Genomic DNA, 25,778 nt, shown 5'->3' with positions numbered 1-25,778 from the left:
GTCTATATCGGCGAGCTCGGCCTCGGCGACGAGGAGCTGCGTCTGCTCAGGTCGAGCGGGGTGATCTGACGTGCTGCTCCAGACCCACGTCACGAGTCTTGTTGGGCGGTGGCCCATGAGGTGAATGTGGACGGGGTCGACCGACGGTGCGCGTCGGGCGACCCCGGGACACGCGCGCGCACGAAAGGCATTTGGACAGGGGGCGCTGGCCAGATCTTTCGACGCAAGGAGTGCTTGAGAAGATGACAACCGTCGAATACTCGAAGTCCGTCACCTACAGGGAGGTGACGGACCGCAACGGCCGCGTGTATCGGCTCGGCGAAACCGACCGGGACATCATGGGGCGGCCACGATGGACCATGGTGCTCTTCCCCTGGATCGGCATGATGGGCATCAGCTCCTCGGAGTACGCGTTCACGTCGGCCGAGGACACACTGCACGAGGCGCATCTGTGGAGCAGTGGGCACATCTTCTGGCTGATGGGCGTCTGGGTGTTCTTCCAGGCGGCCGTGGCCTTCCCTGCCGGGCAGCTGCGGGAGAGCGGAAAGCTTCCCGCGCGGTACGCGATGATGCTCGGCGCGCTGGGCACGGTCCTGGGCTATCTCTCACTCGCGTTCGCGCCGAACGTGATCGTCGCCTACCTCGGCTTCGGCATGTGCAGCGGCATAGGCGCCGGCCTCGTCTACGCGACCTGCGTGAACATGGTCGGCAAGTGGTATCCGGAGCGCAAGGGCGGCAAGACCGGCATGGTCAACGGCGGTTTCGCCTACGGCTCGGTGCCCTTCGTGTTCCTGTTCACCTCGTACATGGACCTGAGCAACTACGAGGTCGTCCTGGTGATGGTCGGCCTCATCTGCTGCTCCGTCGTGGCGTTCTCCGGGTGGTTCTTCAAGGACCCGCCGAAGAACTGGTGGCCCCCGCACGTCGACCCGCTGAAGGTGACCGACGACCCGAAGATCCGGCGCGCGCTGGAGAAGAACCCGCCGGCGGTGAAGCAGTACACACCGAAGGAGGCCGCACGCACGCCCGTCCTGTGGATGATGTGGTTCTGCCTGCTGTGCACGGCCGGGATCAACATCTTCGGCATCGCCTTCCAGGTGCCGTTCGGCAAGGACATGGGCTTCGCGGGCGGGATCGTGGCCACGGCGATGTCCCTGAAGGCGATCGTCAACGGCACGGGACGCGGCGTGATCGGCTGGATCTCCGACAAGTTCGGCCGCCGTAACACGCTGATCATCGTGTGTCTGGTGCTGGGCACCGCCCAGTTCGGTGTGCTGATCTCGGGCCAGATGGGCAGCATGCCGTTCTTCCTCTTCTGCTCCATGGTCTCCGGCTTCGGCGGCGGGGCGATCTTCCCCCTGTTCGCCGCCATGACGGCGGACTACTTCGGCGAGAACAACAACGCCTCCAACTACGGCATGGTCTACAGCTCGAAACTCATCTCCGGCCTCGTGGGCTCCGGAGTCGGCTCGGTCGTGGTCGGCGTCTGGGACTACGAGGGCGCGTTCGTCATCGCCGGCTGCATCGGACTGGGCTCCGCTGTGCTGGCGCTCTTCCTGAAGGCCCCCGGCAGGCCGAAAGCCGGTCGTCTCACCGTCCCCAACCCGCACCCCCTCGGCGAGGAAACAGCCTGACATGACGGCAGATCCGTACGCAGCAAACAGCAAGGCCGGCAAGTCCGCACAAAGCGACGCCGCACACCGTCCCTACAACGAAGTGACCGATACCCACGGTCGCATCTACCGCGTCGGCGAGAGTGACCGGGACATCCTCGGCCACTCCCGCAAGATCATGGTGTATCTGCCGTGGATCGCCATGATGGCCATCAGCGTCTTCGAGTACGCGTACGGCTCGGCGGAGGACACCCTGTCCCACGCCCACGGCTGGACGCAGAGCAACACCTTCTGGATCCTCAGCGTCTGGGTCTTCTTCCAGGCCGGCATCGCCTTCCCGGCGGGCTGGCTGCGGGAGAAGGGCATACTCACCGCCCGCAGGGCGATGTACATCGGCTCGGCCATGTGCCTGGTCGGGTTCCTCGCCCTGTCGCACCTGGGCAACGTCTGGCTGGCGATCCTGGGATTCGGCGTCATCGGGGGGATCGGCGCCGGCCTCGTCTACGCGACCTGTATCAACATGGTCGGCAAGTGGTTCCCCGAACGCCGGGGAGCCAAGACCGGATTCGTCAACGGCGGCTTCGCGTACGGATCACTGCCCTTTATTTTCATCTTCAACTACGGCTTCGACACCGCGAACTACCACCGCGTCCTGGACCTCATCGGCTGCTACATCGTGATCGTGGTCTTCGGGTGCGCGTTCTTCTTCAAGGATCCGCCGAAGAACTGGTGGCCCGCGGACGTCGACCCGCTGACCTACGGCGGCACCAAGAAGGGGGCCGAGAGCCTGGCCAAGAACCCTCCCGCGGTGAAGCAGTACACACCCAAGGAGGCCATCAGGACCGGCATGCTTCCCCTGATGTGGATCGCCCTCGTCATGACCGCGGGCGTGTCCATCTTCGGGATCTCCTTCCAGGTCGACTTCGCCAAGGAGGTGGGCTTCGGCCCGCTGGTGGCGGCCTCCTCCATGGGGGTCATGGCGGTCATCAACGGCATCGGCCGCGGGGTCGTGGGCTGGCTCTCCGACAAGTGGGGCCGCAAGTCCACCCTGGTGTTCGTCATTCTCGTCCTGGGTCTCTCCCAGTTCGGTGTGATCTGGGCCGGTGACGTCAAGAGCGAGGCGCTGTTCCTGTTCTTCGCCTTCCTCTCCGGCTTCGGCGGCGGCGCGTTCTACCCGCTGTTCGCGGCGCTCACCCCGGACTACTTCGGGGAGAACTACAACGCCTCCAACTACGGGCTGGTGTACAGCGGCAAGCTGATCAGCGGCCTGTTCGGCGGCGGCCTCGGCTCCATGGTGGTCGCAGCCTGGGGCTACAACGGCGCCTACGCGCTGGCCGGCGCCACCTCGATGGTCGCGGCGGCGATCGCCCTGCTGCTGCGGCAGCCGGGGCGGACCGGGGCCGGCGTATCGGCACCACAGCCGCAAGCAGCGGGCTGAGCGAGGAAGTCCGGACAGCAGGCGGCTCTCCCCTGCGGCATCCGCCGCAGGGGAGAGCCGCCTGCTCTGCTGGTCAGGGCCGCCCGGCTACTTCTCGCGCTCGTGGTACATCTTCCGCGTGTGTTCCGTGTGGGCGCGCATGACCTGCGTGGCGCGCTGCTCGTCGCGGTCCGCGATCGCCGCGATCAGCTCACGGTGCTCGGCCCAGGACTGGTGCCCACGCTGCCGGGCGACCGGCGTGTAGTACCAGCGGACGCGCCGGTCGACCTGCGCGGCCAGCTCGGCGAGGACCGTGTTGCCCGCGAGCTCCATGACCTTCGCGTGGAGCCGGGCGTTCAACGCCACCGCGCCGTCCACGTCATCGGCGTCGACCGCGCTCTCGCCCTGCGCGCACAGCTCCTCCAGCGTGGTGATGCCGGCGCTGCCCGCGTTGGCGGCGGCGAGCCGGGCGGCCTCGGCCTCCAACAGTGTACGGACGGTGAGGAGTTGGTCGGCCTCCTCCTCGGTGGGCTCGTGTACGAACGCGCCCTGGGCGGGCCGCAGATCGACCCAGCCCTCGGTACTGAGACGCTGGAGCGCCTCACGTACCGGCTGGCGGGACACCCCCAGATGCCCGGCGAGTTCGCTCTCCACCAGGTGCTGGCCCGGCTGGAGGGCACGGGTCGTGATGAGTTCGAGCAGCGCCTCGTAGACACGGTCGCGCAGCGGGCCGGGGCGTTCGAGCTTGGGCACCGCACCCTGCGGCAGTCCGGTCGTCGACAACATCGCGGTCCCTCCTGAGCAGCGGACGGCGCTGCAGCACGAAGCCAAATATGAATTGGCTTTCGCCTACAGTCTACGGCGCACAAATGCCCGCAGACGCAGGTGTCGGCCTCGCCGCCCGGAGCCGCCCGGAGCCGTACCGACAGCTCACGGCGGCGGGAGCGATGGGCGGGCCGCCGGAGTGGCGTCACAACTCTTGCTGTCGTCGACTCCATCCTGTAGACAATATTTCGTCGACACAGTTCGGCAGTTCCTCGGTATCCCTCGACCGAACGGAGCGCCACCCAGTGAAAGTCGCAGTCCTCGGCGCCGGAGCGATCGGCGCCTACGTCGGCGCCGCACTCCACCGCGCCGGCGCCGACGTGCACCTCGTCGCCCGTGGACCGCATCTCGCGGCCATGAGGCAACACGGAGTACAGGTCCTCAGCCCGCGCGGTGACTTCACCGCCCGCGCCCACACCACCGACGACCCGGCCGAGATCGGCCCGGTCGACTACGTCTTCCTCGGCCTCAAGGCGAACTCGTACGCGGCGTGCGGGCCGCTGATCGAGCCACTGCTGCACGACACCACGGCGGTGATCGCCGCCCAGAACGGCATCCCCTGGTGGTACTTCCACGCGCACGGCGGCCTCTACGACGGCCACCGCATCGAGAGTGTGGACCCGGACGGCGCGGTCAGTGCGGTGCTCGCGCCCGAACGGGCCATCGGATGCGTGGTCTACGCGGCCACCGAACTCGAAGGTCCCGGCGTCGTCCGCCACTTGGAGGGCACCCGGTTCTCCATCGGCGAACCGGACCGCAGTATCTCGGCCCGCTGCCAGGTCTTCAGCGAGGCCATGCAGGCCGGCGGTCTGAAGTGCCCGGTCGAACCCGACCTGCGCAACGACATCTGGCTCAAGCTGCTCGGCAACATCTCCTTCAACCCGATCAGCGCCCTGTCCCGCGCCACCATGCGGCAGATGTGCCTGCACGGCGGCACCCGCAAAGTCATCGAGACCATGATGGCCGAGACGCTGGCCGTCGCCGAGGCGCTGGGCTGCAAGGTCGGCGTCTCCATCGAACGCCGGCTCGCGGGCGCGGAACGCGTCGGAGACCACCGCACCTCCACGCTCCAGGACCTGGAGCGCGGCAAGCCGCTCGAACTCGACGTACTCCTGGCCGCCGTGGTCGAGTTGGCGGAGATCACCGGCGTCGAGGTGCCCACCCTGCGCACCGTGTACGCCATCTCGGATCTGCTCGCCCTGCGGACCGCCGCATGAGCGGACTTGTCCCGCAGCACAGACAAGGGACGGCGGGCCGGCTCCGGCCGAACCCCGGTACCGACGTCCCGCTGGCCCACGCGATCGGCCGGGAGATCATCCACGCGGGGCTCGCCGACCATGCCTTCATCGAACGAGCGACGAGCGGCTTCGAGGAGTACCGGCAGCTGGTCGAACCCTGGACCTTGTCGCTCGCGGAGAAGGTGACGGGCATACCGGCTGCCGCGATCCGGGGGCTGGCGCACGTCTGGACCCGCGACGAGCAGGCCCGGCTGATTCGGCTGCCGGGCGACACGGAGCTCGACAACGGCACCGACCATCTCCAGTCCCTGATCAACCTGTCCCTGCTGACCGGCCACACGGGTCAGCAGGGCTCGGGGGTTCAGCGCGCGCCCTTCCGGCTCGTCCAGCAGGCCCCGCCCGTCGACCTGACGGACGAGCGGTATCCGGTCCGCCTCACCACGGGACGCCGCCTCGACTCGTACAACAGCAGTGTCCAGAGGGGGGATTCCGCTGCGCCGCTGCGGCGCGGCGAGTGCATCGAGCTGAGCTCGGAGGACGCCGAGCACTACAGCGTGGTGGTCGGTGAGCAGGTACGGGTCTCCACCCGGCGCGGCTCACTGGTGGCACCGGTTTGGGTGGACCCGGCGCTGCGGCCGGGCCTGGCGTTCATGGCCCTGCGCCTTCCGGCGGACGCGGACATCAACCAGCAGACGGTCAGGGCCAGTTGTCCGATCGCGGGGGCGGCGGAGTTCACGGCGTCGGCGATCCGCATCGAGAAGCTGCCGGTCGCGGCGGCACGGAACTGAGGCCGGTCATGGGACGAGTCACGGAACGACGCAAGGTGATCCGGATCCGGGACGGGGCGGTCTCCACCCGCCCGGACACACTCGTCGCCGAGGAACCCCTGGAGATCAGACTCAACGGCAAACCGCTCGCGATCACCATGCGCACACCCGGCGACGACTTCGCGCTCGCCGCCGGATTCCTGGTGAGCGAAGGAGTGCTGGCTGCCGCTTCGGAGCTTCAGAACATCGTGTACTGCGCGGGTGCCACCGTGGACGGCTCGAACACCTACAACGTGGTCGACGTGAAGACCGCTCCAGGGGTTGTCATCCCCGACATCACGCTTGAGCGCAACGTCTACACCACCTCGTCCTGCGGCCTGTGCGGCAAAGCAAGCCTCGACGCAGTCCGTACGACAGCCCGCTGGCCCATCGCCGACACTCCCCCGGTCCGAGTCGACCCCGAACTGCTCGCGCGCCTCCCCGACCGGCTGCGCGCGGCACAACGGGTCTTCGACCGGACCGGGGGCCTGCACGCCGCCGCCCTGTTCACCGAGGACGGAGAACTGGTCGACATACGCGAGGACGTCGGCCGCCACAACGCGGTCGACAAACTCGTCGGCCGCGCCCTCCAGCACGGCAACCTGCCCCTGTCCCGCACGATCCTGCTCGTCTCCGGCCGAGCCTCCTTCGAACTCGCGCAAAAGGCGGTCATGGCCGGCATCCCGGTCCTGGCGGCCGTATCCGCCCCCTCCTCCCTGGCAGTCGACCTGGCCACCGAGACCGGCCTCACCCTGATCGGGTTCCTGCGAGGGACCTCCATGAACGTGTACGCGGGACAGGACCGCATCGCCCTACGGGCCGCGGCCACCCAGGGCTGACCGGCCCCCCGCGACACGACGGCGGGGCCCACCGGCGGGGAGCGCCCCCTGCGCCGGTGGGCCACGTCTCAGTCGTATCCGTCAGCACTTCTCGCGCAGTGAGTGCAGGTGCGCGCTGGAACGGCGGGCGAACGTGAAGGACTCGGTCGGGTTGTCGTGTTCGGCCTGCCAGTGGTGGGCCAGGCGGTGGCCGCGCAGGCGGGTGACGGCGGAGATGAACCGCTGGTAGTCGATGTCGCCGTCGCCGACGTCGGTCATGCGGTAGCCGTACTGGTTCGACGGGTCGCTCTCGCCGTCCTTCACATGGAACAGCGGGTAGCGGTCGGGCTGCTTGAGCACGTAGTCGAGGGGTTCGAAGGGGGCGGGTGTGCCGTCGGGGCGCTTGGAGAAGCGGAACTGGCCCGAGTAGGCCCAGAAGATGTCCATCTCCAGGAAGACGAGGTCCGGGTCGGTCTCGGCGAGCAGCACGTCGTAGAGGCGGACCTTGGGGTTGTCGGTGGCGAAGGAGAACTCCTCGGAGTGGTTGTGCTGGTAGAACTTCATGCCGCGCTTCTTCGCCGCGGCGCCGTAGGTGTTGAACTCCTCGGCGGCGCGCTTCCAGGCGTCGACGGTCGAGCCGTAGCGGAACGGGCCGGATGCGGTGCCGATGTGCTTGAGGCCGAGGGCCTGGGCGTCGTCGAGGACCTTGGTGAGGTTCTGGGCGAACGTGTAGGCATTGGGGTCGTCGGAGTAGTAGCCGACATGGCTGCCGATGGGGTTCAGGCCGTAGTTCCTCGCCAGCCGCTTGAGCTGGGCGAGCGTGATCGGTCCCGCCGAGCCCTGGGTGTAGCCGGCGAACTCGACCTCGTCGTAGCCGTACTTCTCCAGTTCGGCGAATACGGCGGCGAAGCCGAGGGTGGAGACCTTGTCGCGGAGGCTGTACAGCTGGATGCCGAGGCGGCCAGGGGGCAGGACGGGACGGCCGCGGCGCTCGGCGCCGGCTTCCGCGTCGGTGGCGGCCACGGCGGGGGCGGACGCGGCGCCGAGCAGTGCGGCGGCGGTGGCGCCGGCTGCCACGCCGAGCATGCCTCGTCTGCTGAGGCGGTGGGCCAGTTCGGGGTCGTTCGCCTTGCTCGTTCTGACCGTGCGAGGTGTGCGGCTCATGCGGAACTCCTCGAGGTGGGAGGGCGTTGTCAGTGGTGAGTGCTTCACTTGTGACCAGTCAGGAAAGACCGGCCAGTTGGAGCAGCAGTGACTTCACATCGGTGGCCGCGACGCGGTCGCCGACAGCGCGGGGGGTGGAGCAGATGATGAGCGGACCGTCGTCGTCGCTCGTGGGAAGGCGGCCGTGGCTGCCGCGAATAGGTGACGGGTCGAGGGGCACGACCGCCATCCGGTAGCGCATGCCGAGTTTCTTGCGCGCCAATGCCGTGGCCGCCTTGACCTTGACGTAGGGGTCGAGGGGATCCATGAAGAGTTCGACCGGGTCGTAGCCGGGTTTGCGATGGATCTCGACGAGTCGCGCGAAGTCGGGCGCGCGTTCGTCGTCGAGCCAGTAGTAGTACGTGAACCAGGCGTCCGGCTCCGCCACGGCGACGAGCTCGCCGGAGCGCGGATGGTCGAGGTGGTGGGTCTTCTTGCCCTCGTCGTCGAGGAGTTGCTCGATGCCGGGTAGGCCGTCGAGCGCTGCCCGGGTCGCGTCGAGGTCCTCGGGGCGGCGCACATAGATGTGGGCGATCTGATGGTCGGCCACCGCGAAGGCGCGTGATGCCATCGGGTCGAGGTACTCCATGCCGTCCTGCGTGTGAACTTCCAGCAGACCGGCGCGGCGCAGAGCGCGGTTGATGTCGACGGGGCGATCCGCGCGGGTGATGCCGTATTCGGAGAGCGCGACGACGGTACGGCCTTCTGCGCGGGCGTCGGCCAGGAGTGGGGCCAGGGCCGCGTCCAGGTCGGTGGCCGCCTTGAGCGAGCGTGGGTCGTCGGGGCCGAAGCGCTGTAGGTCGTAGTCGAGGTGGGGGAGGTAGCAGAGCGTCAGGTCGGGGTGCCGGGTGCGCATGATGTGGCGGGTGGCGTCGATGATCCAGCGGCTGGAGACCAGGTCCGCGCCGGGTCCCCAGAAGTGGAAGAGGGGGAAGGTGCCGAGTTCGGCGGTGAGTTCGTCGTGCAGGGCGACGGGGCGGGTGTAGCAGTCGGGTTCCTTGCGGCCGTCGGCGTAGTAGATCGGACGGGGGGTGACGGTGATGTCGGTGTCGGCGCCCATGGCGTACCACCAGCAGATGTTGGCGACCGTGTAGCCGGGGTGCGCGCGGCGGGCGGCGTCCCAGAGTTTGTCCCCGGCGACCAGGCCGTTGTGCTGCCGCCAGAGCAGGACATCGCCGAGTTCGCGGAAGTACCAGCCGTTGCCGACGATGCCGTGCTCCGACGGGTGGGTGCCGGTGAGGAAGGTGGACTGGGCGGCGCAGGTGACGGCGGGCAGGACGGTGCCGAGCGATGCGCGGGAGCCGGCCTGGGCGAGCGTCTTGAGGTGGGGCATGTGGTCGAGCAGGCGGGGGGTGAGTCCGACGACGTCGAGGACGAGGAGAGGAGTGGCCCCTTCGGATCGGGTCATGGCAGTTCCTTCAGGCCGAGGTCCGTCAACAGGTCGCGGGCGAGGGTGAGTTCGGCGGCGATGCCGTCGGCGAGCTGACCCCGGCCGCGGGGCCGCAGTTCGGGTGGGAGGGCCTGCCAGGTGTACGTCTCGACCTCGAGGTGGCTGGTGAGCGGGTGCGGGCCGCCGACCAGGCTGGTGAGCGCGGACTTGAGCACGGGGAGCGTGGAGGTGAGGGGTGCGGCGGGGGCCGCGTGCAGGGGGACGTGGAAGTGGGCTCGCCAGGGGGCGGCGTCGGGGAGGGTGTCGCCCTTGAGGGCCTCGCCGAGGTCGTCGGTGCCGTGCAGGCCGGCGGCGGTGGGGGTCCCTCCCGCTCGAACGGAGTTGAGAGTGGGGGAGGTGCGGGTCTGGTGCAGGAAGCGGGGTTCGTCGAAGGCGGCGAGCGCCTCACGGACTTCGGGGAGATGGGGGTGTTCGGCGTGCAGGGCGGCGGAGAGCTGGGACTTGACGACGGGGACGCCGGCCTCGGTGAGCGCGTCCAGGGCGGTGTGCGGGTCTTCGAAGGAGGTGGCGAGGTGGCAGGTGTCGACGCAGATGCCGATGCGTTCGTGGGCGATCGCGGTCAGCGGGGCGAGGGCGTCGGCGGTGGTCTCGACGATGCAGCCGGGTTCCGGCTCCAGGCCGATGCGGATGGAGCGGCCGGTCAACTCGTCGAGCGCGTCGAGTCGTTCGGCGAGCGTGAGCAGAGCGGTGCGGGCCGTCGCGCTGCGCTGCTCGATGGAGCTCTCGTTCCCTTTCGCGTGCAGGTCCGTGCGCCAGGCGAGCGGGAGGGTGGAGATGGTGCCCTCGGTGACGTCGTCGGGGAGCAGCGCGGCGAGGACGCGGGCCAGGGCGGTGGTGTGGTCGAGGCGTTCGGGGTCGGTCCAGTCCGGTTTGTAGACGCGGTACTTGACCTCTTCGGCGCCGAATCCTTCATAGGGGAAGCCGTTGAGGGTGACGACTTCGAGGCCGCGGCGGTCGAGTTCGGTGCGCAGGCCGCGCAGCGCGGACGGGTCGGTGACGAGGGCGTGCGCTGCGTCCTTGGCGAGCCAGAGGCCGATGCCGAGGCGGTCGCGGCCGAGGCGGCGGCGCACGGGTTCGCAGTGGTCGCGGAGTTGCGCGAGGACGCCGTCGAGGGTTTCGGCGGGGTGGACGTTGGTGCAGTAGGCGAGGTGGACGGTGGAGCCGTCGGGGTGGCGGAAGCGCATCGCTCACTCCCCGCCGCGCAGGATGGAGTTGCCCTCGTGGGTGGCGTCGGTGGCCGCGACATCGAGGTTGAGCCGGCCGCTGAGGTTGTAGAAGGCGACGGGGTTGCGCCACAGCACCCGGTCGACGTCGTCCTCCGTGAAGCCCTCGGCGAGCATCAGGTCGGCGACCTTGCGGGTCTTCAGGGGGTCGCTGCGGCCCCAGTCGGCGGCGGAGTTCACCAGTACCTGCTCGGGTCCGTACTGCTGGAGGATGGCGACCATCCGCTGCTCGTCCATCTTGGTTTCGGGATAGACGGAGAAGCCCAGCCAGCAGCCGCTGTCCTTGGCTTCCTTGACGGTGGTCTCGTTGAGGTGGTCGACGAGGACACGTTCCGGGGGCAGTGCGGACTCCCGGACGAGGTCGAGGGTGCGGCGCAGGCCCGCCAGCTTGTCGCGGTGCGGGGTGTGCACCAGCGCGGGCAGTTCGTGGTCGGCGGCGAGTTGGAGCTGGGTGGCGAGCGCGGTGTCCTCGGCGGGTGTCATGGAGTCGTAGCCGATCTCGCCGACGGCCACGACCTGGTCCTTGACGAGATACCTGGGCAGTTCGTCGAGGACGGGGAGGCAGCGCGGGTCGTTCGCCTCCTTGGGGTTGAGGGCGAGCGTGCAGTGGTGGGCGATGCCGTACTGGGCCGCGCGGAAGGGTTCCCAGCCGAGGAGGGAGTCGAAGTAGTCGAGGAAGGTGGCGGGTGAGGTGCGGGGCTGGCCGAGCCAGAAGGAGGGCTCGACGACGGCGCGGACACCGGCTGCGTGCATGGCCTGGTAGTCGTCGGTGGTCCGTGACGTCATGTGGATGTGGGGGTCGAAGAGGCGCATCAGGACTCCTTGCCGTGGGGGTCGGCCGCTGGTTGCCGTGGGGCTGCGGGCTCGCTGAGGGCCAGGACGCGGTGCAGGTCCTCCGGTACGGGACGGCCCGCCGCGGTGCGTTCGGACGCGTAGTCGCCGAGCATGCGGGCGAGTTCGGCGTCGGCGTACGCGCGGCGTTCCAGGTCGGCCACCTCGTCGACGGGCACACCGGTGAAGAGGCACTTCAGGACGGCGTGCCGCCAGTGGTGGGGGGTGAGGTGCCGGGCGGCGTAGGGGCCGACGGCCGCGGCGAGGAGCCGGGTGTCGTTGGTGCGCAGGGCGTCCTCGACGAGCGGCAGGGCGTCCGGGCCCGGCACGAGGTGCGGCAGGGCGTGCAGGACGGCTCGGCGTTCGGCGGCGGTGCCCTGGGAGTAGACCCGGGTGAGGGCGTCGGTGTCGGCGCGGGCGGCGTGCAGGATCAGGACGCGGGCGGCGTCGGCGTGTTCGGTCCCGCAGCGGCGTCCGGCCTCGGCGAGGCGTAGTTCCCACACGGAGATGGGGCCGTGGGTGCCGGGGTGTGCGGTGGCCTCGTCGAGCGCCCGGTCGAGCCAGGTGCGGGCGGCGCCGGTGAGGCGGGTCGTGAGGTGGCGGTGCAGCTCGTCCAGCGGGGTGAGGGCGAGTGTGGTGCCGCCTGGGGTGCCGGTCGCCGGGGTGTCCGGGGCGGCGTGCGGTTGCGTCATGGGGTGCTCCCTGCGGGGGTGGCGGAGGGCTCGCCGTGGGGTGGTGCGACGGGCGGGGTGTGCTGTCGAGCGGCGGTGTGGAGGAAGGGAAGGGAGAGTTCGGCCTGGTGCGGGCCGGCGTGGGAGTGGCGGGGCAGTTCGACGACGGTCAGGCCCTTGTAGCCGGAGGCGGCGAGGGCGGCGAGAACGGGCGGGAAGTCGATGTCCCCGTCACCGAAAGGGAGGTGCTCATGGATGCCGCGGCGCATGTCCTCGATCTGGACGTGCCGGAGCCAGGGGGCGGCGGCGCGTACGCAGTCGGCGGGCGGCAGGGGTTCGAGGCACTGGCAGTGGCCGATGTCGAGGGTCAAGCCGAGGTGCTCAGGGTCGCCGAGGGTCTGCCGGAGGCGGTGGAAGTCGGCGAGGGTGGCGAGGAGATGACCGGGTTCGGGCTCGACGGCGAGGGGGACTCCGTTGGCGGTGGCGGCATCCAGTACCGGTTCGAGCGACTCGGCCAGTCGCTTCCATGCCGTGTCCGTGTCCGTTCCGGCCGGGGTGATCCCGCTGAAGCAGTGGACCGCGTTCGCGCCCAGGTCGGCGGCGACCCGGACGGCCCGGATCAGCAGGTCGACGCGGCGCGCCCGGTCCGCCGGATCGGCGTCCAGCAGAGAGGGGCCGTGCTTGCGGCGCGGGTCGAGGACATAGCGGGCGCCGGTCTCCACGGTGACGTCCAGACCGAGCGCGTCCAGCCGTCGTGCGACCCGGCGGGTGCGGGCGGTGAGGTCGGATGCCAGCGGGTCGAGATGCATGTGATCGAGGGTCAGCCCGACGCCGTCGTAGCCGAGGTCGGCGAGCAGGGCGAGGGCGTCGTCGAGACGGAGATCGGCGAGGCCGTTGGTGCCGTAGCCGAAGCGGAGGGGGTTGGCCCCTGGGGCCCGGGGGATTTCGGGGACGCGGGGTTCCGGGGTCATGTGATGGTCACCTTCCTTGCGAACCTGCGTGCGAGCGGGGCCAGTGCGGCGGTCAGCAGGGCGGTGACGGGGGCTCCGGAGCGGGCGGCGAGGGTGGCCTGGAGGGGGATCATCGCGCGGATGCCGCCGGCGACGGCTCGTTGGGTGAGTGGGGGTGAGGGGTTGAGCGTGGCGTGGAAGTAGGGGCGTGCGGCGGTCGCGGCGTACGCCGTGGCGAGGACGGTGGGAAGAGGGCTCGGGGTGGCGGGGGTCGTCGTGGCCGGGGTTGTGGTGCCCGGCAGGCCGAGGACGGCTGCAGTCACTCGGCCTGCCGGGGGTCGGAAGGACGTGCGGCTTGTGTGGGCAGGGGAATCCGGCGAGGGTTTTTCGGATTCGCGCGCGGGGTGTGCGCGGGTCAGCAGCCCCGACAGACAGGCGGTCGTGACCAGCGCTGCCAAGGGTGCCAACGGTGAGCCGCCCTGGGTCTCCTGGCGGGACACGGTGGTGACCGCGAGGGTGTGGGTGCCGAGGGCGGCGGCGGAGGGAAGGGCGTCGCGGGTGCGGCCGGCGGTGGCCGCGGCGCCGAGGAGGACGTCCAGGCCGCGGGCCAGGGCCATGGCGGGCGGGCCTGCGGGGGTGTGCTTCACGGCGAGGTCGTAGGCCCAGACGGTCGCCGCGAGAGGCACCGCGACCGCGAGGGCGGGACGGCCGGCGCGGGCAGCCAGGGCCAGGCCTCCCGCGGTGAACGCGCAGGCTGCCGTGAAGGCCGCGGTGGGGTGGATACGGCCGGAGGGGAGGGGGCGGTGCGGGCGTTCCACGGCGTCCTCGTCCCGGTCCGCCCAGTCGTTGAGGGCCATACCGGCTTCGTAGAGACAGAGGGAGGAGCCGATGGCGAGCAGAGTGCGGCGGTTGGGGCGCACCCCGGTCGCGGCCGCGCCGGCCAGGGCATCGCCGGGCACCGTGAACAGGGCCGGGAGACGCAGAAGTTCGGCCCAGGCGCGTGCACGGCTCGGGATGTCGGCGCGCGCGTGGACTTGACGCGGGGTCTGGTCGGTACGGGCATCGACCAGGCGCACGACCTGGCCCGCACCAGCACCAGCACCAGCACCAGCACCAGCACCAGCACCAGCACCAGCACCAGCACCAGCCTGGCCCACACCCCGCGCCGCCGCTCCATCACCATGCCGCGCAGCTCGCGACCCCGTCCCTGCGTCACCCACGGCACGCAGCCATGCCCGCTCGCGCCCCCCGCTCATCGCTGCTCCTCGGCCTGGGGCACGGACCCGCTCTCCGGCTCCCCCGCGACCTCGTCCGCGGCACCGCCCCCCGCATCCCTCAACCGGCCCCCGAACTCCCGCAACACCACGTACTGCTCACCAAGGGCCGCGGGCCCCTCCCCCACCGGGTCCTTGAAGAAGAAGCCGAGTTCGGACAGCGGGCCGGAGATGCCGGTTTCGTGGGCGCGGGCCGCCAGCCGGGCCAGGTCCAGTACGAGTGGCGCCGCGAGTGCCGAGTCGCAGCCCTGCCAGATGGTCTGGAGGATCATCCGGGTGCCGAGGAAACCGTCGAAGGCGATGTGGTCCCACGCGGTCTTCCAGTCGCCGAGTGCGGGGACGTCGTCGATGTGGACCTCGCCCTCGGGGACGGCGTCCAGAGTCTCCGCGAGCACCCGCTCCTTGCCGGCGTTCTTCGCCGCCGCGGCACCGGGGTCGGCGAGTGCCGCGCCGTCACCGCCGCCCAGCAGGTTCGTGCCGGACCAGGCCCGGACCGCGAGCGCGCGCTGCGCGAACATCGGGCCGAGCGCGGAACGCAGCAGTGTCTGGCCGGTCTTGCCGTCGCGGCCCGCGTAGGGCAGACCGCTCGCCTCGGCCGGGGCGGCGAGCGAAGGGTGGTGCAGGCCGGTCGACGGGGTGAAGTTGACGTAGGGGCAGCCCGCGCGGAGGGCGGCCGCCGCGTACAGGGAACTCGGCGGCAGCGCGGCGCCGGTGGCCGGGGGCTCCGTGGAGGCCACGTTCACCACCACCGCCCGCGTCAGACCGCACCGTCGTACGAAGTCCTGGATGTCCGCGGCGAAGGCGGTGATCAGGTCGTCTTCGTCCCTGGTGTCTCCGGGAGCCGGGCCGCCGGGCCTGATCTCCTGGTCCGCCGCGGTCAGTTCGGACGCGATCGCGGCGGGGAGTCCCGGTGGCAGGACGCCGCCCGCCGCCAGGGCCTCGGCACGCTTCGGCAGGGGGCAGTCGACCGTGTCGTGGCCGCCGAAGACGAGGGAGGACAGGGGCGGCAGGCCGCAGTCCGTGAAGTCGGGGGTCTCGGTGACCATGCCCGTGGGCGGATGCAGGCCCGCGGTCACGGCGGCACACCCCGCGACGACGGTCGTGGCCACGGAGCCGCGGGCTCCGATCAGCCATACGCCCACACGAGGCGGTCGGGAAAGGGACGCGGACATGGGCAGCCTCCTTGTCGTACGCGAACACCGTGCGCGAACGCCGTGGCGTGAGCCGACAGACGTGAACGCCGCACGCCAGCCGTCATGCACGAAACCCGGGCACGAGTGGGGGGACGGCGGGCGGGGGTCCGGCGTCCCCCGCCCGCCGCCGCTCAGTCGCCCTCAGAGGCCGAGGTCCTCGGCCCCTTCGCGGGCAGTTCCTTGATCCGGATGTCGCGGAAGGACACTTGGTCGTCGCCTCCATGGTTCTGGATGCCGACGTGTCCGTCGCGCAGGCTCCGGGCCGGATCGGTGTTGGTGAAGTCGTTGATCTGCACGCCGTTGAGCCACACCTGGAGGCGCTCGCCCTGCACGCGGATCTCGTACGTGTTCCACTCCCCCGGCGGGTTCAGCGCACGGTCGCGCTCGGCCAGGTCGGCGGACTGGAAGCCGTAGACGGACCCGGTCGTCTTCTCCGGTACGTCCGTGGCGTCGATCTGGATCTCATAGCCGTTGTTGACAGCCGACCACGGATCGTCCGAGGGCGGAAATCCCACGAATACCCCGGAGTTGTCGTCCCCGTCCACCTTCCAGTCGAGCTTCAGCGAGTACGCGCCGAAGCCTTGGCCTGCGTACCAGAGCATGCCGAGGCCGCCGGTCGTCGTGAGCGTGCCGTCGTCGTTCAGGACGAACGAACCGGGGCCCGCCTGCTTCCAGTCGGCCAGTGAGTCGGAGGTGCCGTCGAAGAGGGAGCGGTAGTCGTTCTCCGGTCGGCAGTCGGCCTGGGCGTCACCGGCCGTCCAGCGGAGCCCGCCCAACAGGTGCTGTCGGAAGGCGGGTTCGGCGTAGGACTCCTTGGTGTGGCCGCCGCCCGTGTAGAAGGAGCGGCCTCCTTGGTAGTGCTGGCACCAGGCGATCGGATGGTCGCCTTCCATGCTGCCGCCGGTGTACGACGACTCGTCCAGCGTGGCGAGGACGTGGGCCCGTTCCCGGGGGTTGGAGCGGTAGTTGTACCACTCGTCCGTCCGGTCCCAGGCGGCGTTCAGACCCGCGGTCGCGGGGTGCGCGCGGTCCTCGACATGCACCGTCGCGCGCTGGATCGCCGGGTGCGAATCGAAATACGCACCGGCGAGGCCGCCGTAGAACGCCCAGTCGTACTCGGTGTCGGCGGCCGCATGGACGCCCATATAGCCGCCGCCGTGCCGGATGTAGCCCTCGAAGGCGCGCTGCTGGGTGCCGCCCAGGACGTCCCCGGTCGTCGAGAAGAAGACCACGGCGTCATAGCGCCGCAGGTTCTTCGGTGTGAAGGCGCCCGCGTCCTCGGTGGCGTCGACGGTGTAGCCGCTTGTCGCGCCGAGTTCCTTGAGGGCTGCCACCCCGTCCGGGATGGAGTCGTGGCGGAAGCCGGCCGTCTTGGAGAAGACCAGTATCCGCCCGGCGTCCGCGTCGGAGTCCGACGCGGCCGGTCCCGAGACGCAGCCGAGGACGAGTGCCGCGCCCACAACGGCGGTTGTCAGTCTGCCGGTTGAGTGCATCACAGCTCCTCCCCTCAACCCGTCGTGAAGGTGAAGTCGTCGACGTCGTACAGGGCTCCGGTGCCGCTCCCCTTGAAGACCAGGTAGAGCGTGGTCGTGCCGCGGGGTGCGCCGGACAGGCCCGCGGTGACGTCCTGGAAGTTCTCCCAGCCGCCGGTCACCGGCACGGTCGCCTTGCCGAGCAGCCGGCCGGTCGACGAGCCCGCGCGGATCTCGAGTGTGCCGCCCGCGCCGCCGGAGGAGACGCGCGCCGTGATGCTCTTGGCGTTGCTCAGGACGTACGGCTCGAAGGAGATCCAGTCGCCGTTGTTGATGTCGCCGGCCGTCTTGCCGCCGTTCGCGGTGTCCCTGGTGATGGTCGAGACGCCGGAGCCGTTGCCGAAGTGCTCGGCCTGGCGGTGCTTGGGCTGGAGGGCGCTCTGGTCGTGGGTGGTCAGCGGGGCCTGGCCGCCGCCCCCGCCGTCGGTGTACTCGGCGTCGAAGACCCCGAAGATGTTGGCGTTCGGGTCGTGGCCGCCGTCTGCGCTGGTCTGGATGGTGCCGGTGCAGCCGTTGGCCGAGGTCTGCGGGTGGCCGTGGCTGTCGTGGCCGAGGACGAAGGTGACCTTGACCTTGGAGCAGTCGATGGCTTTGCCGTCCTCGCGGTCGGTGACCTTCACCTTGAACGGGATCGCGTCACCGAAGCTGAACAGCTGCCCGTCCTTGGGGAGTTCGAGGACCACGTTCGGTGCGGTGTTGCCCACCACGACCTGCACGCTCGCGCTGCCGGTCCGGCCGGTCGCGTCCTTCGCGGTCAGCGTCGCCGTGTATGTGCCGTTCTTCTTGTACGTGTGTGACGGGCCGGCAGACGTCGACGTACTGCCGTCGCCGAAGTCCCAGCTGTAGGTGAGCGTGTCGCCGTCCTGGTCGGTCGTGCCCTCGGACGAGAAGCGCACTCGCAGCGGTGCCTGGCCCGAGGTGACGTTCGCGGCGGCCTGCGCCACGGGTGAGTGGCCGTCGGTCGCGTTCTCGATGCGGTACAGGGCGGAGTGCTCGTCGCCGCCGAACCAGGAGACGCCGTAGTCGAGGACGTACAGCGCGCCGTCCGGGCCGAAGGCCATGTCCATGATCTGGGTGCCGGTCCACGGGATGTCGTTGATGGACTGCACGCTGCCGCCGGCGTCGCTCTCGATGCGCTTGATCCAGCGGCGGCCGAACTCACCCGCGAAGAAGTCACCGTCGTACGCCTCCGGGAACTTCACCGGCGAGTCCAGGGCGGGGTCGTAGTGGTAGACCGGGCCGCCCATCGGGGACTCGGAGCCGTCGCCGAACTCGGGCACGGACGGGCCGTCGTAGGGGATCCAGGCGGCCTGGGCCGGCGGCAGGTCCGTCAGACCGGTGTTGTTGGGCGAGGTGTTCTTCGGGGCGGCGCAGTCGAAGGAGGCGCCGGACGTCTTGGTCGCGAAGTCGTAGTCCACGTAGGCGTCGTTGTCGCCCGTGCAGTAGGGCCAGCCGAAGTTGCCGGGGCCGGTGACACGGGCGAACTCGACCTGGCCGGCCGGTCCGCGCGCCGGGTCGGCGGCGCCCGCGTCGGGGCCGTAGTCGCCGACGTAGAGGATGCCGGTGGCCTTGTCGACGCTGAAGCGGAACGGGTTGCGGAAGCCCATCGCGTAGATCTCGGGCCGCGTCTTGTCCGTGCCGGGTGCGAAGAGGTTCCCGTCGGGAACCGAGTAGGTCCCGTCGGCGTTCACCTTGATGCGCAGGATCTTGCCGCGCAGGTCATTGGTGTTGCCGGACGAACGCTGGGCGTCGAAGGCCGGGTTGCGGTCGGCCCGCTCGTCGATGGGCGTGAAGCCGTCCGACTGGAACGGGTTGGAGTCGTCGCCCGTCGACAGGTACAGGTTGCCGGCCGCGTCGAAGTCGATGTCGCCGCCGACGTGGCAGCACAGGCCGCGGGAGGCCGCGACGTCGAGGATCTTCGTCTCGCTGGCGGCGTCGAGGGTGCCGTCCGTCTTCAGCACGAAGCGGGAGAGGCGGTTGACGCCGTCGAAGGGAGCGAAGTCGGCCGCGGTGCCGGTCTCGGGGGCGTCGCCCGCGGGTGTGTTCAACGGGGGCGCGTAGTAGAGGTAGATGAACCGGTTCTCGGCGAAGCCCGGGTCCACGCCTACGCCTTGGAGGCCTTCCTCGTCGTGCGAGTAGACGTCGAGCTTGCCGGCGAGCTTGGTGTTGCCCGCCGCGTCGGTGATGCGGAGTTCGCCGTCGCGTGAGGTGTGCAGGACCGAGCGGTCCGGGAGGACCGCAAGGGACATGGGCTCGCCGACCTCCGGCTCACCCTTGGCAAGGGTCACCTGCTGGAAGTCCTCGGCAGCCGCGGCGGGTTCGGCGACAGCGGGGGGCGCTACGAGGGTGAGGGACGCGGCTGCCAGCAGCGCCCCGCCGAGCAGGGCGACCGCCTTCCGGAAGGGCAGTCGTCGTCTGTGGGTCTCGTTTCTGTCGGTGCTGGTGGTGCGGTCGTTCGCGTGCACGGGTGCCTCCGAATGGGGCCGGTTGTACATGCGGGTGCTTTGCGCCGGGGTGCGCCGTCACCCCGGAGACTTGAGATGGGCTCAGTTGCCGAACGCCGCGTCGAAGGAGGCCGACGGCGGCTCGAAGTCGTATGCCTTGAGGCGGGTCAGGGCCTCGGGTGCGCCCTGGAGCCGGTCCATGCCGGCGTCCTCCCACTCGACCGAGATGGGGCCCTGGTATTCGATGGAGCGGAGCATGCGGAAGACGTCCTCCCAGGGGACGTCGCCGTGGCCCGCGGACACGAAGTCCCAGCCGCGGCGCGGGTCGCCCCAGGGCAGGTGCGAGCCGAGGCGGCCGTTGCGGCCGTCGAGCCGCTTGCGGGCCTCCTTGCAGTCGACGTGGTAGATGCGGTCGCGGAAGTCCCAGAGGAAGCCGACCGGGTCGAGGTCCTGCCACACGAAGTGGGAGGGGTCGAAGTTCAGGCCGAAGGCGGGCCGGTGGTCGACTGCCGCCAAAGCGCGTTGGGTTGTCCAGTAGTCGTAGGCGATCTCGCTCGGGTGGACCTCGTGCGCGAACCGCACGCCTTCGCGGTCGAAGACGTCGAGGATCGGGTTCCAGCGGTCGGCGAAGTCCTGGTAGCCGCGGTCGATCATCGACTCGGGGGCGGGCGGGAACATCGCGACCAGGTGCCAGATCGCGGAGCCGGTGAAGCCGATGACGGTGTCGACGCCGAAGGCGCTCGCGGCACGCGCGGTGTCGGCGATCTCGGCGGCGGCGCGCCGCCGTACGCCTTCCGCCTCGCCGTCGCCCCAGATGCGGGCGGGCAGGATCGCCTGGTGGCGCTCGTCGATGATGGCGTCGCAGACGGCCTGGCCGACGAGGTGGTTGGAGATCGCCCAGCACTTGAGGCCGTACTTGTCGAGCAGCGCGTGCCTGGACTGGAGGTAGGACGGGTCGGCGAGGGCCTTGTCGACCTCGAAGTGGTCGCCCCAGCAGGCGAGTTCGAGTCCGTCGTAGCCGAAGTCGCGGGCCAGGCCGCAGACCTCCTCCAGCGGGAGGTCGGCCCACTGGCCGGTGAAGAGCGTGAAGTTCCGCGGCATGGCTGAAGAGCCTCCTCAGACGGCGATGGGTGTGTAGACGGAGTTCTTCTCGGCGCTCTCCTCGACCGCCGCCAGGACGCGCTGCACCTGGAGGCCGTCCGCGAAGGAGGGTTCCGGCTGGCGGCCCTCGGCGATGGCGTGGACGAGGTCCCGGGCCTGGTGAACGAAGGTGTGTTCGTAGCCGAGACCGTGGCCGGGCGGCCACCAGGCGTCCAGGTAGGGGTGGTCGGGTTCGGTGACGAGGATGCGGCGGAAGCCGGCGTGCGTTCCGGGCTCCGTACCGTCGTGGTAGGAGAGTTCGTTGAGGCTCTCCAGATCGAAGGCCAACGAGCCCTTCTCGCCGTTGAGTTCGATGCGCAGGGCGTTCTTGCGGCCGGTGGCGTACCGGGTGGCCTCGAAGGAGGCGAGGGCGCCGGAGGGGAAGCGGCCGGTGAACAGGGCGGCGTCGTCCACGGTGACCGCGCCCCTGCCCTCGGCCGACTCGGCGGCGAGGCCCTTCACGGCCCCGGCCGGCAGCGGGCGTTCGCGTACGAACGTCTCCGTGAGCGCGGAGACCCCGGTCAGCCGCTCCCCCGCGAGGTACTGGGCGAGGTCGATGATGTGGGCGCCCAGGTCACCGAGTGCGCCCGAGCCGGCCAGCTCCTTGCGCAGCCGCCAGGTGAGCGGGAAGTCGGGGTCGACGAGCCAGTCCTGAAGGTACGTCACCCTGACGTGCCGCAGGTCGCCGAGCCTGCCGTCGGCGATCATCCGCCGGGCGAGGGCCGTCGCGGGCACCCGGCGGTAGTTGAAGCCGACCATCGCCAACTGTCCGCGCTGCAAGGCCTCCTGGGCGGCCCCCGTCATGGCTTCCGCCTCCTCGACGGTGTTCGCGAGGGGCTTCTCGCACAGGACGTGCTTGCCGGCGGCCAGCGCGGCGACGGCGATCTCCGCGTGGCTGTCGCCGGGGGTGCAGATGTCGACGAGGTCGATGTCGTCCCGTGCGATCAGGGCCCGCCAGTCGGTCTCGGCCGTCGCCCACCCGTGCCGGTCGGCCGCGGCGCGTACGGCGGCTCCGTCCCGTCCGCAGATCGCGGTCAGCGCCGGGCGCAGGGGCAGATCGAAGACACGGCCCGCGGTACGCCAGCCCTGCGAATGGGCGGCGCCCATGAAGGCGTACCCGACCATGCCGACACGGAGCGGCGGCTTGTCGGGCTCGGCTCCCGCCGGCGGGTTCGGCTGTCCCATGGAGTGGTCCTCCTCGTCGTCGTGGCGCGGTGGGGGGTGTGAGAGGGGTGTCTTATGGATCCGGCCGGGGTCGCGGGCCCTGGCACGCACATCTGCCGCGTTGTCGTCGGTCGCCGACTCCCCCACGCTCGAATGCGCTCGCGCGGGGGGACCCCCATCGCGTCGACTCCCTCCTCCGCCTTGCAGCTGCACGCACCAGACCCCGCTCAGCTCGGCCAAAATGCACCCTCTCTTGAACCCAGCCTGATCCATAAGACACCCCCTGGTCCGGCCCGGTGCGCGGGCCGGACCCGGGTGTGCGGGCGCGCTTACTTGAAGCCGGTGGACATGTACTGGTCGACGTTGGTCTTGTCGACGACGGCCGAGTACAGCGTCATCGAGGCCGGGATCTCGAACTCGGCGAGGCCGCCGACGCCCTTGCCCTGGCCGAGGGCGCGGGCGAGGTCGATCGCGGACGCGGCCATGGTCGGCGGGTAGAGGACGGTCGCCTTGAGAACGCCGTCGTCCTGCTTGATGGCCTGGAAGGCGGACAGCGCGCCCGCCCCGCCGACCATCAGGAAGTCGTCCCGTCCGGCCTGCTCGATGGCGCGCAGCGCACCCACGCCCTGGTCGTCGTCGTGGTTCCACAGAGCGTCGAACTTCGACTGGGCCTGGAGGAGTTGGGCCATCTTGGCCTGCCCGGACTCCACCGTGAACTCGGCCGCCTGGCGGGCCACCTTCTTGACGTTGGGGTAGTTCTTCAGCGCATCGTCGAAGCCCTTCGTGCGCTGCTGGGTGAGCTCCAGGTTGTCGAGACCGGCCAGCTCGATGACGCGGGCGCCCGACTTCCCCTTGAGCTTCTCGCCGATGTAGTGACCGGCGTTGAGGCCCATGCCGTAGTTGTCGCCGCCGATCCAGCAGCGGTACGCCTGCGGGGTGTTGAAGATCCGGTCGAGGTTGACGACCGGGATGCCCGCGCGCATCGCCTGCAACCCGACCTGGGTGAGCGCCTTGCCGTCGGCGGGCAGCACCACCAGGACGTCGACCTTCTTGTTGATCAGCGTCTCTATCTGGCCGATCTGCGCGGCGGTGTCGTTGGAGCCCTCGGTGATCTCCAGGGTGACGTCGGAGTACTTCTCGGCCCGGTTCTTGGCGTTGTCGTTGATCGCGTTGAGCCAGCCGTGGTCGGCCTGCGGGCCGGCGAAGCCGATGGTGACCTGCTTGCCGGGCTTGTCGTCGGCGGCGGGCTGGTCGTTGGCGGCCTGCTCGTCGTCGCTCGACTCGTTACTCGTGCAACCTGTAAGGAGGGCACCGGCGGAGACGGCGGCGGCCCCGAAGAGCAGTCCTCTACGGCTCGTGAGCTCTGACATTTCGGTGGACCCTTTCCTCAAGTCGTGCTTGCGGTACGGCGCTGGACCAGCACGGCGGCGACGATGATCGCGCCCTTGGCGATCTGCTGGACGTCGCTCTGCAGGTTGTTCAGGGCGAAGATGTTGGTGATCGTGGTGAAGATCAGAACGCCGAGCACGGAGCCGACGATGGTGCCGCGGCCCCCGCTGAGCAGCGTGCCGCCGATGATCGCGGCCGCGATGGCGTCGAGCTCGTACAGATTGCCGTTGGTGTTCTGGCCCGAGCCGGACAGGATGATCAGCAGGAAGGCTGCGATGCCGCAGCACAGTCCGGACAGCAGGTAGAGGTAGAGCCGCTGGCGGCGTACGTCGATGCCGGCCAGCCGGGCGGCCTCCGCGTTGCCGCCGACGGCGACGGAGCGGCGGCCGAAGGTGGTGCGGTTCAGGATCAGCCAGCCGATGATGGTGACGACGGCGAAGACCATCACGAGCGGTGGGACGCCGAGGACGTACGAGTCGCGCTCGCCGAGGTCCAGGATGCCGTCCACGGTGACGATCTGGGTCTTGCCGTCGGTGATCTGGAGCGCCAGTCCGCGCGCCGAGGCCAGCATGGCGAGCGTGGCGATGAACGGGACCATCCCGCCGTACGCGATGAGCAGACCGTTGACCAGGCCGCAGCCCACTCCGACGAGCACCGCGGTGAAGAAGATGCCCGCGAAGCCGTACTCCTGGGTGGCGACGGTGGTCGCCCAGACCGAGGCGAGGGCGACGATCGCGCCGACGGAGAGGTCGATGCCGCCGGAGATGATGACGAAGGTCATCCCGACCGTGACGACACCGATCACCGAGCCCTGGGTGAGGACGAGTTGGAGGTTGCGGGTGTCGAGGAACTCGTCGGGCTTGGTGATGCCGCCGATCACGATCAGCGCGGCGAGCACGCCGAGGAGGGAGAGCGTACGGACGTCGGCGCGTGCCAACATCCCCCGCCAGACGGGAGGTTGGCCCACCGGGGCCGTCTTTTCGGTGCCGCCCCGGGGCGGGGAGACGTGCTGCGTCATGACGCCGGACTTCCTTCCATGACGAGGTCGAGTACACGGTGTTCGTCGAGCTCGCGGGCGGGCGCCTCGTGTACGACACGCCCCTCGCGCAGCACCAGCACGCGGTCGGCGAGGCCGAGCACCTCGGGCACCTCGCTGGAGACCAGCAGCACGCCGAGACCTTCGTCGGCGAGGCGGCGGATCACCGCGTACAGCTCGGCGCGGGCGCCGACGTCGACGCCGCGGGTCGGTTCGTCGAGCAGCAGCACCCGGCAGCCGCGCAGCAGCCAGCGGGCGAGGACCGCCTTCTGCTGGTTGCCGCCGGACAGGGTGCGGATCGGCGCGGAGGGGGTGTCGGGGCGCAGGGACAGCTCGCGTGTCGCGGCCCGTGCCGCCTTCTGCTCGGCGCCCCGGTCGACCCAGCCGCCGCGTGAGAAGCGGGACATGGAGGAGACCGACACGTTGTTGGTGACGGACTCCAGCATCAGCAGTGCCTGCGCCTTGCGTTCCTCGGGGGCGAGCCCGAGCCCGGCGCGGACGGCGGCTCGCACACTGCCGGGCCTGAGCGGCCGCCCGTCCACGCGGACCTGGCCCGAGCTGGGCTTGCGGGCGCCGTAGATTGTCTCCAGGATCTCGGAGCGGCCGGAGCCGACGAGACCGGCCAGGCCGACGATCTCGCCGGGATGCACCGTCAGGTCGAGGGGCTCGAACTCGCCTTCCCTGGAGAGTCCTTGCACCTCCAGCAGAGAGCTCCCGGACACATCGCGCGAAGGCCGGTCCGGGAAGGCGTACTCGACGTTCCGCCCGGTCATCAGCGCCACGACCTCACGCGTCGGCGTCGACTTCGCGGGCAGTCCGACCGCCACCGCCCGTCCGTCCTTGAGGACGGTCACCCGGTCGCCGATGCGGCGGATCTCCTCCAGACGGTGCGAGATGTAGACGACGGCCACCCCGTCGGCGGTCAGGTCCGCCACGATCCGGAAGAGGTTGTCGACCTCGTCCGGGTCGAGCGCGGCGGACGGTTCGTCCATCACGATCAGCCGTACGTCGTGGGAGAGCGCCCGCGCCATCGACACGATCTGCTGCTGCGCCGCCGACAACTCCCCGACGAGCCGCGCCGGATCGATCTCCGGATGCCCGAGGCGCCGTAGCAGCGCGGCCGTCGACTCGCGTGCGGTCCTGCGTCGTACGACGAAACCGGCGGCCGTGGGTTCATGGCCGAGGTGGACGTTCTCGGCCACCGACAGGTGCTCCACCAGGTCGAGTTCCTGGTAGATGGTGGCGATGCCGAGGCGCATGGCGGCGATGGGCGAGCGGAGCGTGACCGGTTCGCCTCGCCAGTGGATCGTGCCGGTGTCCGGTTGGTGGGCACCGGCCAGGACCTTGATCATCGTGGACTTCCCGGCCCCGTTCTGGCCGAGCAGACAGTGCACTTCACCGGCCTGGACATCGAGGTCGACGCCGTCGAGGGCCCGGACTCCGGGGAACGACTTGGTGATGCCGGACATGCTGAGCAGCGGAGATTCAGGTGCCATGTGGCTTCCCCTTGGCGGGCGTGCGGGCCGGTTTCAGGGCAGGGCAAAGCAGGGCGCTGTGCTGG

Annotated in this window: 20 protein-coding genes and 1 pseudogene; 5 read left to right on the top strand and 16 right to left on the bottom strand. The window is 70.1% G+C overall.

Annotation, left to right across the window (positions count from 1 at the left end; genetic code table 11):
* The first annotated feature begins 242 nt into the window (after positions 1 to 242).
* On the top strand, positions 243 to 1,634 hold the full coding sequence (locus KCH87_RS06990) for an OFA family MFS transporter (RefSeq protein ID WP_210584976.1): 1,392 nt from the start codon (positions 243 to 245) through the stop codon (positions 1,632 to 1,634).
* A 1-nt stretch (position 1,635) separates the two neighbouring features.
* Positions 1,636 to 3,051 (top strand): OFA family MFS transporter, encoded by a 1,416-nt coding sequence (locus KCH87_RS06985; RefSeq protein ID WP_210584975.1) that lies wholly within the window; start codon positions 1,636 to 1,638, stop codon positions 3,049 to 3,051.
* Positions 3,052 to 3,138: 87 nt separating this feature from the next.
* On the opposite strand, the gene KCH87_RS06980 is transcribed toward KCH87_RS06985, so the two are convergent.
* A complete protein-coding gene (locus KCH87_RS06980) occupies positions 3,139 to 3,816 on the bottom strand; it encodes a GntR family transcriptional regulator (protein ID WP_210584974.1) in 678 nt (225 codons plus the stop codon).
* A 284-nt stretch (positions 3,817 to 4,100) separates the two neighbouring features.
* On the opposite strand from KCH87_RS06980, the gene KCH87_RS06975 reads away from it, so the two are divergent.
* From KCH87_RS06975 to fdhD, 3 genes and pseudogenes are all read left to right on the top strand, one after another.
* Positions 4,101 to 5,072: a 2-dehydropantoate 2-reductase gene (locus KCH87_RS06975; protein WP_210584973.1), complete on the top strand. Its 972-nt coding sequence runs from the start codon at positions 4,101 to 4,103 to the stop codon at positions 5,070 to 5,072.
* A 50-nt stretch (positions 5,073 to 5,122) separates the two neighbouring features.
* Positions 5,123 to 5,881: pseudogene (locus tag KCH87_RS06970) on the top strand (molybdopterin dinucleotide binding domain-containing protein); the annotation flags it as partial.
* A gap of 8 nt (positions 5,882 to 5,889) precedes the next feature.
* Positions 5,890 to 6,738 carry a formate dehydrogenase accessory sulfurtransferase FdhD gene (gene fdhD, locus KCH87_RS06965; RefSeq protein ID WP_210584971.1) on the top strand — a complete coding sequence of 283 codons (849 nt, stop codon included), beginning with the start codon at positions 5,890 to 5,892 and terminating at the stop codon, positions 6,736 to 6,738.
* Positions 6,739 to 6,819: 81 nt separating this feature from the next.
* Here the strand turns inward: fdhD and KCH87_RS06960 are convergent, their stop codons facing one another.
* From KCH87_RS06960 to KCH87_RS06890, 15 genes are all read right to left on the bottom strand, one after another.
* Positions 6,820 to 7,881, bottom strand: a complete 1,062-nt coding sequence (locus KCH87_RS06960) for a sugar phosphate isomerase/epimerase (protein WP_210584970.1) — start codon at positions 7,879 to 7,881, stop codon at positions 6,820 to 6,822.
* Between the two features lie 58 nt (positions 7,882 to 7,939).
* Entirely contained in the window at positions 7,940 to 9,328 is a 1,389-nt protein-coding gene (locus KCH87_RS06955; RefSeq protein ID WP_210584969.1) for a nucleotide pyrophosphatase/phosphodiesterase family protein, read from the bottom strand.
* Entirely contained in the window at positions 9,325 to 10,554 is a 1,230-nt protein-coding gene (gene eboE, locus KCH87_RS06950; RefSeq protein ID WP_210584968.1) for a metabolite traffic protein EboE, read from the bottom strand. Before eboE ends, KCH87_RS06955 begins: the two co-directional genes overlap by 4 nt.
* 3 nt (positions 10,555 to 10,557) lie before the next feature.
* Positions 10,558 to 11,406 (bottom strand): TatD family hydrolase, encoded by an 849-nt coding sequence (locus KCH87_RS06945; RefSeq protein ID WP_210584967.1) that lies wholly within the window; start codon positions 11,404 to 11,406, stop codon positions 10,558 to 10,560.
* Positions 11,406 to 12,116: an EboA domain-containing protein gene (locus KCH87_RS06940; protein WP_210584966.1), complete on the bottom strand. Its 711-nt coding sequence runs from the start codon at positions 12,114 to 12,116 to the stop codon at positions 11,406 to 11,408. The genes KCH87_RS06945 and KCH87_RS06940 overlap by 1 nt, the downstream gene beginning before the upstream one ends.
* Positions 12,113 to 13,066: a sugar phosphate isomerase/epimerase gene (locus KCH87_RS06935; RefSeq protein ID WP_210584965.1), complete on the bottom strand. Its 954-nt coding sequence runs from the start codon at positions 13,064 to 13,066 to the stop codon at positions 12,113 to 12,115. The genes KCH87_RS06940 and KCH87_RS06935 overlap by 4 nt, the downstream gene beginning before the upstream one ends.
* Entirely contained in the window at positions 13,063 to 14,115 is a 1,053-nt protein-coding gene (locus KCH87_RS06930; RefSeq protein WP_374198969.1) for an SCO3242 family prenyltransferase, read from the bottom strand. Before KCH87_RS06930 ends, KCH87_RS06935 begins: the two co-directional genes overlap by 4 nt.
* A gap of 182 nt (positions 14,116 to 14,297) precedes the next feature.
* Entirely contained in the window at positions 14,298 to 15,491 is a 1,194-nt protein-coding gene (locus KCH87_RS06925; protein ID WP_210584963.1) for an inositol-3-phosphate synthase, read from the bottom strand.
* A 152-nt stretch (positions 15,492 to 15,643) separates the two neighbouring features.
* Complete coding sequence (locus tag KCH87_RS06920; protein ID WP_210584962.1) at positions 15,644 to 17,005, bottom strand: ThuA domain-containing protein; 1,362 nt, start codon at positions 17,003 to 17,005, stop codon at positions 15,644 to 15,646.
* Positions 17,006 to 17,019: 14 nt separating this feature from the next.
* The gene (locus KCH87_RS06915; protein ID WP_210584961.1) at positions 17,020 to 19,509 is read right to left on the bottom strand and encodes a PQQ-dependent sugar dehydrogenase; all 2,490 of its coding nucleotides are present in this window, start codon (positions 19,507 to 19,509) and stop codon (positions 17,020 to 17,022) included.
* 81 nt (positions 19,510 to 19,590) lie between these two features.
* Positions 19,591 to 20,589, bottom strand: coding sequence for a sugar phosphate isomerase/epimerase (locus tag KCH87_RS06910; protein WP_210584960.1), 999 nt, complete (start codon positions 20,587 to 20,589; stop codon positions 19,591 to 19,593).
* Between the two features lie 15 nt (positions 20,590 to 20,604).
* Entirely contained in the window at positions 20,605 to 21,813 is a 1,209-nt protein-coding gene (locus tag KCH87_RS06905) for a Gfo/Idh/MocA family protein (RefSeq protein ID WP_210584959.1), read from the bottom strand.
* A gap of 308 nt (positions 21,814 to 22,121) precedes the next feature.
* Complete coding sequence (locus KCH87_RS06900) at positions 22,122 to 23,162, bottom strand: substrate-binding domain-containing protein (protein WP_210584958.1); 1,041 nt, start codon at positions 23,160 to 23,162, stop codon at positions 22,122 to 22,124.
* Positions 23,163 to 23,179: 17 nt separating this feature from the next.
* Positions 23,180 to 24,199: an ABC transporter permease gene (locus KCH87_RS06895; protein WP_210584957.1), complete on the bottom strand. Its 1,020-nt coding sequence runs from the start codon at positions 24,197 to 24,199 to the stop codon at positions 23,180 to 23,182.
* On the bottom strand, positions 24,196 to 25,713 hold the full coding sequence (locus KCH87_RS06890) for a sugar ABC transporter ATP-binding protein (protein WP_210584956.1): 1,518 nt from the start codon (positions 25,711 to 25,713) through the stop codon (positions 24,196 to 24,198). The genes KCH87_RS06895 and KCH87_RS06890 overlap by 4 nt, the downstream gene beginning before the upstream one ends.
* Positions 25,714 to 25,778 lie beyond the last annotated feature (65 nt).

This window comes from Streptomyces sp. GESEQ-35 (assembly GCF_017948485.1).
GTDB lineage: Bacteria > Actinomycetota > Actinomycetes > Streptomycetales > Streptomycetaceae > Streptomyces.
This window is presented reverse-complemented; position numbering and strand designations above follow the sequence as displayed.

Excerpts from the sequence above, each read along its gene's own strand:
- KCH87_RS06895 (WP_210584957.1), bottom strand. The coding sequence starts at position 24,199 with ATGACGCAGCACGTCTCCCCGCCCCGGGGCGGCACCGAAAAGACGGCC.
- KCH87_RS06945 (WP_210584967.1), bottom strand. The coding sequence starts at position 11,406 with ATGCGCCTCTTCGACCCCCACATCCACATGACGTCACGGACCACCGAC.
- KCH87_RS06985 (WP_210584975.1), top strand. The coding sequence starts at position 1,636 with ATGACGGCAGATCCGTACGCAGCAAACAGCAAGGCCGGCAAGTCCGCA.
- KCH87_RS06890 (WP_210584956.1), bottom strand. The coding sequence starts at position 25,713 with ATGGCACCTGAATCTCCGCTGCTCAGCATGTCCGGCATCACCAAGTCG.
- KCH87_RS06935 (WP_210584965.1), bottom strand. The coding sequence starts at position 13,066 with ATGACCCCGGAACCCCGCGTCCCCGAAATCCCCCGGGCCCCAGGGGCC.
- KCH87_RS06960 (WP_210584970.1), bottom strand. The coding sequence starts at position 7,881 with ATGAGCCGCACACCTCGCACGGTCAGAACGAGCAAGGCGAACGACCCC.
- KCH87_RS06905 (WP_210584959.1), bottom strand. The coding sequence starts at position 21,813 with ATGGGACAGCCGAACCCGCCGGCGGGAGCCGAGCCCGACAAGCCGCCG.
- KCH87_RS06925 (WP_210584963.1), bottom strand. The coding sequence starts at position 15,491 with ATGTCCGCGTCCCTTTCCCGACCGCCTCGTGTGGGCGTATGGCTGATC.
- KCH87_RS06980 (WP_210584974.1), bottom strand. The coding sequence starts at position 3,816 with ATGTTGTCGACGACCGGACTGCCGCAGGGTGCGGTGCCCAAGCTCGAA.
- eboE (WP_210584968.1), bottom strand. The coding sequence starts at position 10,554 with ATGCGCTTCCGCCACCCCGACGGCTCCACCGTCCACCTCGCCTACTGC.
- KCH87_RS06990 (WP_210584976.1), top strand. The coding sequence starts at position 243 with ATGACAACCGTCGAATACTCGAAGTCCGTCACCTACAGGGAGGTGACG.
- KCH87_RS06940 (WP_210584966.1), bottom strand. The coding sequence starts at position 12,116 with ATGACGCAACCGCACGCCGCCCCGGACACCCCGGCGACCGGCACCCCA.
- KCH87_RS06910 (WP_210584960.1), bottom strand. The coding sequence starts at position 20,589 with ATGCCGCGGAACTTCACGCTCTTCACCGGCCAGTGGGCCGACCTCCCG.
- KCH87_RS06955 (WP_210584969.1), bottom strand. The coding sequence starts at position 9,328 with ATGACCCGATCCGAAGGGGCCACTCCTCTCCTCGTCCTCGACGTCGTC.
- KCH87_RS06900 (WP_210584958.1), bottom strand. The coding sequence starts at position 23,162 with ATGTCAGAGCTCACGAGCCGTAGAGGACTGCTCTTCGGGGCCGCCGCC.
- KCH87_RS06920 (WP_210584962.1), bottom strand. The coding sequence starts at position 17,005 with ATGCACTCAACCGGCAGACTGACAACCGCCGTTGTGGGCGCGGCACTC.
- fdhD (WP_210584971.1), top strand. The coding sequence starts at position 5,890 with ATGGGACGAGTCACGGAACGACGCAAGGTGATCCGGATCCGGGACGGG.